Source organism: Pseudomonas sp. 8209, assembly GCF_028682105.1.
Lineage (GTDB): Bacteria > Pseudomonadota > Gammaproteobacteria > Pseudomonadales > Pseudomonadaceae > Aquipseudomonas > Aquipseudomonas palmensis.
Genome location: NZ_JANIAH010000006.1, coordinates 483833 through 493614, shown reverse-complemented (window position 1 = coordinate 493614; position 9782 = coordinate 483833). Strand labels below are relative to the sequence as shown.

General features: G+C 62.5%; 9 protein-coding genes. 7 read left to right on the top strand and 2 right to left on the bottom strand.

Annotation, left to right across the window (positions count from 1 at the left end):
* Positions 1-149 precede the first annotated feature (149 nt).
* Positions 150-1370, bottom strand: coding sequence for a CaiB/BaiF CoA transferase family protein (locus tag NP552_RS16325; RefSeq protein ID WP_274096913.1), 1221 nt, complete (start codon positions 1368-1370; stop codon positions 150-152).
* Positions 1371-1384: 14 nt separating this feature from the next.
* Positions 1385-2566, bottom strand: coding sequence for an acyl-CoA dehydrogenase (locus tag NP552_RS16320; protein ID WP_054916007.1), 1182 nt, complete (start codon positions 2564-2566; stop codon positions 1385-1387).
* Positions 2567-2718: 152 nt separating this feature from the next.
* Between NP552_RS16320 and NP552_RS16315 the strand changes: the two genes are divergently transcribed.
* From NP552_RS16315 to NP552_RS16285, 7 genes are all read left to right on the top strand, one after another.
* On the top strand, positions 2719-3645 hold the full coding sequence (locus tag NP552_RS16315; protein ID WP_054916008.1) for a LysR family transcriptional regulator: 927 nt from the start codon (positions 2719-2721) through the stop codon (positions 3643-3645).
* Positions 3646-4054: 409 nt separating this feature from the next.
* Positions 4055-5176, top strand: coding sequence for a Re/Si-specific NAD(P)(+) transhydrogenase subunit alpha (locus NP552_RS16310; protein WP_043862334.1), 1122 nt, complete (start codon positions 4055-4057; stop codon positions 5174-5176).
* Between the two features lie 11 nt (positions 5177-5187).
* Positions 5188-5505 (top strand): NAD(P) transhydrogenase subunit alpha, encoded by a 318-nt coding sequence (locus NP552_RS16305; RefSeq protein ID WP_043862333.1) that lies wholly within the window; start codon positions 5188-5190, stop codon positions 5503-5505.
* 2 nt (positions 5506-5507) lie between these two features.
* Complete coding sequence (locus NP552_RS16300; protein WP_043862332.1) at positions 5508-6944, top strand: NAD(P)(+) transhydrogenase (Re/Si-specific) subunit beta; 1437 nt, start codon at positions 5508-5510, stop codon at positions 6942-6944.
* 178 nt (positions 6945-7122) lie between these two features.
* Positions 7123-8616 (top strand): acetyl-CoA hydrolase/transferase family protein, encoded by a 1494-nt coding sequence (locus NP552_RS16295; RefSeq protein WP_043862331.1) that lies wholly within the window; start codon positions 7123-7125, stop codon positions 8614-8616.
* 318 nt (positions 8617-8934) lie between these two features.
* Positions 8935-9150: a DUF1127 domain-containing protein gene (locus NP552_RS16290; RefSeq protein WP_043862330.1), complete on the top strand. Its 216-nt coding sequence runs from the start codon at positions 8935-8937 to the stop codon at positions 9148-9150.
* A 239-nt stretch (positions 9151-9389) separates the two neighbouring features.
* Positions 9390-9707: a DUF2388 domain-containing protein gene (locus NP552_RS16285; RefSeq protein WP_274096912.1), complete on the top strand. Its 318-nt coding sequence runs from the start codon at positions 9390-9392 to the stop codon at positions 9705-9707.
* Positions 9708-9782 lie beyond the last annotated feature (75 nt).

Sequence of the window (9782 nt, the reverse complement as noted above, 5' to 3'; positions counted from 1 at the left end):
ATCCAACTCATTGATATTCAAGGAGTTTTTCGTTCCGACTGCGCCGGAAGTGGGGCGAATTATAGAGAGATTAAATCGTGCGTCAAGGGCTAATTTGAAACTTTATCAAATCAGCCCTCGCCACCCTCTATATAGATAGGAGAGGGCGCCTACAGCACGCCCGCGCCACGCAGGCGTTGCACCTCGTCACCCTTCAGCCCCAGCACCTGCATCAGCACCTGTTCGGTATGCTCCCCCAGCAGCGGCGGTGCATTGCGGTACTCCACCGGCGTCTCGGACAAACGAATAGGGCTGGCTACCTGCGGCACGCTGCCGGCCAACGGGTGAGGAATCTCTATGGCCAGGCCACGCGCCTGCACCTGAGGGTCCTGGAACATCTGCGCCAGGTCGTTGATCGGCCCGCACGGTACACCCGCCTGCTCCAGCTGGCTGACCCACTCGGCGGTAGTCTTGAACACCGTGGCCTGGCGAATCAGCGGGATCAGCTCGGCGCGGTTGGCCACACGCAGTTTATTAGTGGCAAACCGCGGGTCATCCGCCCACTGCGGCTGGCCGGCCACCTCGGCGAACTTGCGAAACTGCCCGTCGTTACCCACGGTCAGGATGAAGTCGCCATCGGCGGTAGGAAAATCCTGGTAAGGCACGATGTTCGGGTGCGCATTGCCCAGGCGACGCGGCGCAACACCCGTGGTCAGGTAGTTCATCGCCTGGTTGGCCAGGCAAGCCACCTGCACATCCAGCAACGCCATGTCGATGTGTTGCCCGCCGCCATCGTGATCCCGGTGGGCGAGGGCGGCCAATATCGCCACCGTCGAATACAGCCCGGTGAGAATATCGGTCAACGCCACCCCGACCTTCACCGGCCCCGCACCGTCCTCACCCTCCGGGCGGCCGGTAAGGCTCATCAGGCCACCCAGGCCCTGGATCATGAAGTCATAACCGGCACGCTTGGCGTAGGGTCCGGTCTGGCCGAAGCCGGTGATCGAGCAATAGATAAGCCGCGGGTTGATCGCCCGCAGGCTTTCGTAGTCCAGCCCGTAGGCCGCCAGCCCGCCAACCTTGAAGTTCTCGATCAGGATGTCGGACTTGGCCGCCAGCTCACGTACCAGTTGCTGGCCTTCGGGCTGGGTGAAGTCGATGGTGACCGACTTCTTGTTGCGGTTGGCCGAAAGGTAGTAGGCCGCCTCACTGGTGTTCTCGCCATAGGCGTCCTTGAGAAACGGCGGGCCCCAGGCGCGCGTGTCGTCGCCCGCCCCGGGACGCTCGACCTTGATCACCTCGGCCCCCAGGTCCGCGAGGATCTGTCCGGACCACGGTCCGGCCAGCACTCGCGACAGATCCAGCACCCGCAGATGAGATAGCGCGCCCATGGGCTGGCTCCTTATTAATAGAAAGCCTGCAGACCGGTTTGCGCACGCCCCAGAATCAGCGCATGCACGTCATGGGTACCTTCATAGGTGTTGACCACCTCGAGGTTGACCAGGTGGCGGGCCACGCCGAACTCGTCGGAGATACCATTGCCGCCCAGCATGTCGCGGGCCAGGCGGGCGATGTCCAGCGCCTTGCCGCAGGAGTTGCGCTTCATGATCGAGGTGATCTCGACCGCAGCAGTGCCTTCATCCTTCATGCGGCCCAGGCGCAGGCAACCTTGCAGGGCCAAGGTGATCTCGGTCTGCATGTCGGCCAGCTTCTTCTGGATCAGCTGGTTGGCGGCCAACGGGCGGCCGAACTGCTGACGGTCCAGGGTGTATTGGCGCGCGGTGTGCCAGCAGGCTTCCGCTGCACCCAGGGCGCCCCAGGAGATGCCGTAGCGCGCCGAGTTGAGGCAGGTGAACGGGCCCTTCAGGCCACGTACATCCGGGAAGATGTTTTCTTCAGGCACGAACACGTTGTCCATCACGATCTCGCCGGTGATCGAGGCACGCAGGCCGACCTTGCCGTGAATCGCCGGGGCACTCAGGCCTTCCCAGCCTTTCTCCAGCACGAAGCCGCGAATGTCGCCCGCATCGTCCTTGGCCCACACCACGAACACGTCAGCGATCGGGCTGTTGGTGATCCACATCTTGCTGCCGCTCAGGCGATAGCCACCGTCGACGCTCCTGGCGCGGGTGATCATCGAGCCCGGGTCGGAGCCATGGTTGGGCTCGGTGAGGCCGAAGCAGCCGATCCACTCGCCGCTGGCCAGCTTGGGCAGGTACTTCTGCTTCTGCGCCTCGGTACCGAATTCGTTGATCGGCACCATCACCAGCGAAGACTGCACGCTCATCATCGAGCGATAGCCGGAGTCGATACGCTCCACTTCACGGGCAATCAGGCCGTAGCACACATAGTTGAGGCCGCTGCCGCCGTACTGCTCGGGGATGGTCGCACCCAGCAGGCCAACCTCGCCCATTTCACGGAAGATCGCCGGGTCGGTCTGCTCATGGCGGAAGGCTTCGAGCACACGCGGGGCGAGCTTGTCCTGGGCGAAGTGGAACGCGCTGTCACGCACCATGCGCTCTTCTTCGGTGAGCTGCTGATCGAGCAGCAGCGGGTCGATCCAGTTGAAGCTTGCCTTGCCAGCCATGTGCGAATCCTCGGAAACGTTTTGTCGTGGGTTGATCCTAGGCCGTAACGGGCGTGGCGACAAACGAGGATTGCGCATAGTCTTGTGATAATTTCTCACTTCGTAACGGCACCAACGGCCATTTTTACGACTGATTAGTGAGGTTGACGTATATGCGGCGCAAGATCCCCAGCACCACGGCCCTGGTGTGCTTCGAGGCTGCAGCCCGCCACGAAAGCTTTACCAAGGCGGCCCAGGAGCTCTCCCTGACCCAGGGCGCGGTGTGCCGACAGGTGGGCGGGCTGGAGGAGTTTCTGAATGTGGAGCTGTTTCGACGCTCGCGCCGTGGCGTGAAGCTCACCGAAGCCGGCCTGTCCTATAGCCGCCGCGTCGCCACCCAGCTGGACGCGGTGGAGCGCGATACCCTGTCGGTGATGGGCCAGCAGGGCGCCAACGTGATCGAACTGGCCCTGGTACCGACCTTCGGCACGCAATGGCTGCTGCCGCGACTGAAGGACTTTCAGCGCCTGCACCCCGAAGTCACCGTCAACCTGACCAACCGCACCCGTCCGTTCCTTTTCGCCGACACCCACTTCGACGCCGCCATCTATTTTGGCGACGCCGACTGGTCGGGTACCCAGTCCCACCGCCTGATGGGCGAGAACCCCGTGCCGGTGTGCAGCCCGGCCTTGCTGGCAGGGCAGGCTAGCCTTAGCGCCGAGGACCTCGCGCAACTGCCGCTGCTGCAGCAGACCACCCGACCCTATGCCTGGCGCCAGTGGTTCAACAGCCTGGAAATGAACGTGGCCCGCGACATGACCGGCCCGCGCTATGAGCTATTCTCGATGTTGGCCCAGGCCGCCATGCACGAGATGGGCGTGGCGTTGATCCCGCCCTTTCTCATCCAGCATGAACTGGGGGAGGGCAGGCTGGTGATTGCCAACCCGCATGCGCTGTCGAGCATCAAGGCGTACTACCTGATGATCCCGGAGCGCAAGGTGGAATCCGCCTCGCTGCGTGCTTTTCGCGACTGGCTGGTAGCCGAGGCCCAGCGCTATGCCGCGCAGCACAAGGATCAGAGCGGTTTGTTGACCCCGTAGTCAGCAAATATCGATCCCTACAGATATACGAAAATGTCGCAAATGAGCAGACTGTTCCGGTGCACGCCAAAACACCCCTTAACCCTGCTGTTTACGGGGCCTTCGCGACATAAAGCCTGTGCACAAATGCGCTTTCGCGAAATTTGTCTGAAAAAATTTCAAATTTTGCGTAATGTCCCTGAAGCCCACGGTTCGCGGGCTTCAGGCCGCTTATTGCGACATTCGGTCACAGGGTGACTTGTAGTTTATCGTTCGTCACCCTTCAGAACCGGTTGAAGCGATTCAGGATCGCCTGCAAAATGCCGCGCCCCGCCCGGATTCAGGGCGGGATCGTGCTGATCGGCCGCCCCAGACGCACCATCCGCAGTGCGCTGGTTTACCAACAAAAGATCACGCAGGAGAAATTGACGTGCACATTGGTGTTCCTCTCGAAACGCAGACGGGCGAGACACGTGTCGCTGCCACCCCCGAAACCATCAAGAAACTGATCGGCCAGGGTCATCAGGTCACTGTGCAACGTGGCGCGGGCGTCAATGCCAGCGTGCCCGACAGTGCCTATGAAGCAGCAGGCGCGACCATCGGCAGCGCTGCCGATGCGTTTGGCGCACAGCTTGTACTCAAGGTTGTGGCGCCCAACGAAAGCGAACTGGGCCAGATCAACAGCGGCACCGTTCTGGTGGGCATGCTCAACCCGTTCAACAATGACGTGATTGCCAGGATGGCCGAACGCGGGATCACCGCCTTCGCTCTCGAAGCCGCGCCGCGCACCTCCCGCGCGCAGAGCCTCGACGTGCTGTCATCGCAGGCCAACATCGCCGGCTACAAGGCCGTGCTGCTGGCCGCGCATCACTACCCACGCTTCATGCCGATGCTGATGACTGCCGCAGGCACCGTGAAGGCTGCCCGCGTGCTCATCCTGGGCGCCGGTGTGGCCGGCCTGCAGGCCATCGCCACGGCCAAGCGCCTGGGTGCGGTGATCGAGGCCTCGGACGTGCGCCCGGCGGTAAAGGAGCAGATCGAATCGCTCGGCGCCAAGTTCATCGACGTGCCGTATGAAACCGATGAGGAACGCGAGTGCGCCGAAGGCGTCGGCGGCTACGCGCGGCCCATGCCCGCCAGCTGGATGCAGCGTCAGGCCCAGGCCGTGCACGAACGCGCCAGACAGGCCGACATCGTCATCACCACCGCGCTGATCCCCGGGCGCAAGGCACCGACCCTGCTCAGCGCCGAAACCGTCGCGCAGATGAAGCCGGGCTCGGTGGTCATCGACCTCGCCGCCGCGCAGGGCGGCAACTGCCCGCTGACCGTGGCCGACCAGGTGGTGATCGAGAACGGCGTGACCATCGTCGGCCCCACCAACCTGCCAGCCCAGGTCGGTGCGGACGCCTCGGCCCTGTATGCACGCAACCTGCTCGACTTCATGAAACTGCTGTTCGACAAGGACGGCGCCCTCACGATCAACCTCGAAGACGACATCGTCGCCGCGTGCCTGATGTGCCGCGACGGCCAGGTCATCCGCAAGAACGGATAAGGAGCCAGACAATGGAAGACATGCTGATCTCTCACGGCGTCTACAACCTGATCATCTTCGTGCTGGCCATCTATGTGGGCTACCACGTGGTATGGAACGTGACCCCGGCGCTGCACACCCCGCTGATGGCGGTCACCAACGCCATCTCCGCCATCGTCATCGTCGGCGCCATGCTGGCCGCCGCGCTGACCGTGACCCCGCTCGGCAAGACCATGGGCACCCTCGCGGTGGCCCTGGCAGCGGTCAACGTGTTCGGCGGTTTCCTCGTCACCCGGCGCATGCTGGAGATGTTCAAGAAAAAGGCCGCGAAGGCTGAGGGGAAGAAGTAAACATGAGCATGAACCTGGTAACCCTGCTCTACCTTGTCGCCTCGGTGTGCTTCATCCAGGCGCTCAAGGGCCTGTCGCACCCGACCACCTCGCGGCGCGGCAACCTGTTCGGCATGCTCGGCATGGCCCTGGCGGTGATCACCACCGTCGGCCTGATCTACAAACTGGGCGCGCAGCTGGCCACCGACGGCATCGGCTACGTGATCGTCGGCCTGCTGGTGGGCGGCACTGCCGGCTCGATCATGGCCAAACGCGTCGAAATGACCAAGATGCCGGAACTGGTCGCCTTCATGCACAGCATGATCGGCCTGGCGGCCGTGTTCATCGCCATCGCTGCCGTGGTCGAACCACAGTCGCTGGGCATCGTGGCCAGCATCAGCGACCCGATTCCGGTCGGCAACCGCCTGGAGCTGTTCCTTGGCGCCGCCATTGGTGCGATCACCTTTTCGGGTTCGGTCATCGCCTTCGGCAAGCTGTCGGGCAAGTACAAGTTCCGCCTGTTCCAGGGCGCGCCGGTACAGTTCAGCGGCCAGCACAAGCTCAACCTGGTGCTGGGCCTGGCCACCATCGCCCTGGGCCTGATCTTCACCTTCACCGGCAACCTGACCGCCTTCGCCCTGATGCTGGCCCTGGCCTTCGTGATGGGTGTGCTGATCATCATCCCGATCGGCGGCGCCGACATGCCGGTGGTGGTCTCGATGCTCAACAGCTATTCGGGCTGGGCAGCGGCGGGCATCGGCTTCTCGCTGAACAACTCGATGCTGATCATTGCCGGTTCGCTGGTGGGTTCGAGCGGCGCGATCCTCTCGTACATCATGTGCAAGGCGATGAACCGTTCGTTCTTCAACGTGATCCTCGGCGGTTTCGGCGGCGCCGCAGAAGCGGCCGGCCCGGCCGGTGCCAAGGAGGCGCGCCCGGTGAAATCCGGTTCGGCCGACGACGCCACCTTCCTGCTGAGCAACGCCGACACCGTGATCATCGTGCCCGGCTACGGCCTGGCGGTGGCCCGTGCCCAGCATGCGCTCAAGGAACTGACCGAAAAGCTCACCCACAACGGCGTGACCGTGAAGTACGCGATCCACCCGGTGGCGGGGCGCATGCCCGGGCACATGAACGTGCTGCTGGCCGAGGCCGAAGTGCCCTACGACCAGGTGTTCGAGATGGACGACATCAACTCCGAGTTCGGCCAGGCCGACGTGGTACTGGTGCTCGGTGCCAACGACGTGGTCAACCCGGCGGCCAAGAACGATCCCAAGTCGCCGATTGCCGGCATGCCGATCCTCGAAGCCTTCAAGGCCAAGACCATCATCGTCAACAAGCGCTCCATGGCCAGCGGCTATGCCGGCCTGGACAACGAACTGTTCTACCTGGACAAGACCATGATGGTGTTCGGCGATGCCAAGAAGGTCATCGAAGACATGGTCAAAGCCGTGGAATAAGCCCTTGAAAAGGCTGTGACAAATAGCCCCAGCGCGGTACCGGCTGGGGCTTTTTCATGCCCGCCCAGCCGACAGAAGGCTCTACTTCAGGCCTTCGCATTCGACCTTGGTCGCGGGACGCCGACAGGCGAAATCAATAGACTGCGCATCTAGCTTTAGTAGCCCGAGATAATAATCCATGTACCGTGATCGTATTCGCTTGTCCTCTTTGCACAGCAAGGTAATGAGTGCGGCCGATGCCGCAGGTTTGATCGAGGACGGCATGACCGTCGGCATGAGCGGTTTCACCCGTGCCGGCGAAGCCAAGGCCGTGCCCCACGCACTGGCCGAGCGAGCCAAGCTGTCGCCGCTGAAAATCAGCCTGATGACCGGCGCCAGCCTGGGCAACGACCTCGACAAGCAGCTGACCGAAGCCGGTGTGCTGGCCCGTCGCATGCCGTTCCAGGTCGACAGCACCCTGCGCAAGGCCATCAACGACGGCAAGGTGATGTTCATCGACCAGCACCTGTCGGAAACCGTCGAGCAACTGCGCAACCAGCAGCTCAAGCTGCCGGACATCGCGGTCATCGAAGCGGTCGCGATCACCGAAGACGGCCACATCGTGCCGACCACCTCCGTGGGCAACTCGGCCAGCTTCGCCATTTTCGCCAAGCAGGTCATCGTCGAGATCAACATGGCGCACAACGCCAACCTCGAAGGCCTGCATGACATCTATATCCCGACCTACCGGCCGACCCGCACGCCGATCCCGCTGGTGAAAGTCGATGACCGCATCGGCAGCACCGCGATCCCGATCGACCCGGCCAAGATCGTCGGCATCGTCATCACCGAGCAGGCGGACTCGCCGTCCACCGTATTGCCGCCGGACGACGAAACCCAGGGTATCGCCAACCACCTGATCAACTTCCTCAAGCAGGAAGTCGACGCCGGGCGCATGACCAACAAGCTCGGCCCACTGCAGGCCGGCATCGGCAGCATCGCCAACGCGGTGATGTGCGGTCTGATCGACTCGCCGTTCGAAGACCTGACCATGTACTCCGAAGTGCTGCAGGACTCGACCTTCGATCTGATCGACGCCGGCAAGCTGAGCTTTGCCTCGGGCAGTTCCATCACCCTGTCGACCCGTCGCAACGCCGACGTGTTCGGCAACCTGGAGCGCTACAAGGACAAGCTGGTGCTGCGTCCGCAGGAAATCTCCAACCACCCTGAAGTGGTACGGCGCCTGGGCATCATCGGCATCAACACCGCACTGGAGTTCGACCTGTACGGCAACGTCAACTCCACCCACGTGTGCGGCACGCGCATGATGAACGGCATCGGTGGCTCGGGCGACTTCGCGCGCAACGCGCACCTGGCCATATTCGTCACCAAGTCCATCGCCAAGGGCGGCGCGATCTCCAGCGTGGTACCGATGGTCAGCCATGTGGACCACACCGAGCACGACGTGGACATCCTCGTCACCGAGCAGGGCCTGGCCGACCTGCGTGGCCTGGCGCCGCGCGAGCGCGCCCGGGTGATCATCGACAACTGTGTGCACCCGGACTACCGCGACGCACTGAACGACTACTTCACCCGCGCCTGCGAAAAGGGTGGGCACACCCCGCACATCCTGCGCGAAGCCCTGCAGTGGCATGAAAACCTGGAAGAAACCGGGCGCATGCTGGCCAGCTGAAGCCGTCCCTGTACAGCCGGTGGCGCGCAATGCGCACCGGCTGTACAGTTGCCCGTCCAACTGTTACACAAACTGTTCTACTGTACCGGTGTTTTGACGGTACCTTCCTACGCAAAATCCCCTCACTGACCCTAAATTGCACCATTTCAGTGCGGACCAGTACAGTTGCGTCCAATCCGAGTGCAACAGTCTGCATAAACAGTTAACTGGCCCATCACAATGCAGGTGAACTGTATCTACTGTTATGGACGACACAGGAGGATCATTGGCATCAGTTAAATCACTACCTAATGCCGCCACAAGCGGAAGGATGACACCATGGAACGTACACTCAGTTCCGATCTGGCTTTTGAAAACAACGCTCAACAATCCCAGGGTTCGCTGCCACTGCGCCTGCTGGCCAACCTGATGCTGTGGCAACGCCGCATCGCCAGCCGCCACCAACTGGCTCGCCTGGACTCGCGTCTGCTGGCTGATGCCGGTATCAGCGAAGCACAACGTTACGAAGAGCTGAGCAAGCCTTTCTGGCGTTGATGCAGGGCCCGCCGGCCAACGCCGGCACCCCCGAATTCAAAAACCCGTCGCAGGTGACTGCTGACGGGTTTTTTGTTTGAAAGGCCCGCGCCAGAGCCTTCGAACCAAAAACCAGTACAGTTTTTATAAACCAAAATATCACCAGTACAATCGTACAGTTGCGCTGCAGGAGCCGGCGAAGCAGACGCCGCTGCACCACCTGCTGCATAATAGCCGGGCCCATATTCAGGAGATCGACCATGTCCCGTACCCGCCTGCTTGGCTCCGCAATGTTGCTGGCCCTGGCCTCCACTGCCCACGCATCCAGCTTCGTGGTCACCACCGATACCGTGGTGCGTGGCGTTGCCGCCTCCACCAACGCGACCTCCGATGCCTCCTCATCGCTGCGCGATGACAAGATCGTGCGCGCCGCCCGTGACGACGCCGCCAGCTTCGTCGCCAGCCAGGGCGCCATCCGCGGTGTGAAACTGGAAAGCGCCTTCGCCCACATCCGCCAGCAGGCCCCGACCCTGCAGGCTTCCGACGCCCAACTGGCCCAGGCGATCCTGGCTATCTGAACCGCGCAAGGGCCCGGTACACGTAACAACGTGTAAAAGCCGGGTACCCTGCGCTGGTCCCCACCCGCGCATTGG

Coding starts and splice junctions, on each gene's coding strand:
- NP552_RS16325 (WP_274096913.1), bottom strand. CDS start 1,370: ATGGGCGCGCTATCTCATCTGCGGGTGCTGGATCTGTCGCGAGTGCTG.
- NP552_RS16320 (WP_054916007.1), bottom strand. CDS start 2,566: ATGGCTGGCAAGGCAAGCTTCAACTGGATCGACCCGCTGCTGCTCGAT.
- NP552_RS16315 (WP_054916008.1), top strand. CDS start 2,719: ATGCGGCGCAAGATCCCCAGCACCACGGCCCTGGTGTGCTTCGAGGCT.
- NP552_RS16305 (WP_043862333.1), top strand. CDS start 5,188: ATGGAAGACATGCTGATCTCTCACGGCGTCTACAACCTGATCATCTTC.
- NP552_RS16300 (WP_043862332.1), top strand. CDS start 5,508: ATGAGCATGAACCTGGTAACCCTGCTCTACCTTGTCGCCTCGGTGTGC.
- NP552_RS16295 (WP_043862331.1), top strand. CDS start 7,123: ATGTACCGTGATCGTATTCGCTTGTCCTCTTTGCACAGCAAGGTAATG.
- NP552_RS16290 (WP_043862330.1), top strand. CDS start 8,935: ATGGAACGTACACTCAGTTCCGATCTGGCTTTTGAAAACAACGCTCAA.
- NP552_RS16285 (WP_274096912.1), top strand. CDS start 9,390: ATGTCCCGTACCCGCCTGCTTGGCTCCGCAATGTTGCTGGCCCTGGCC.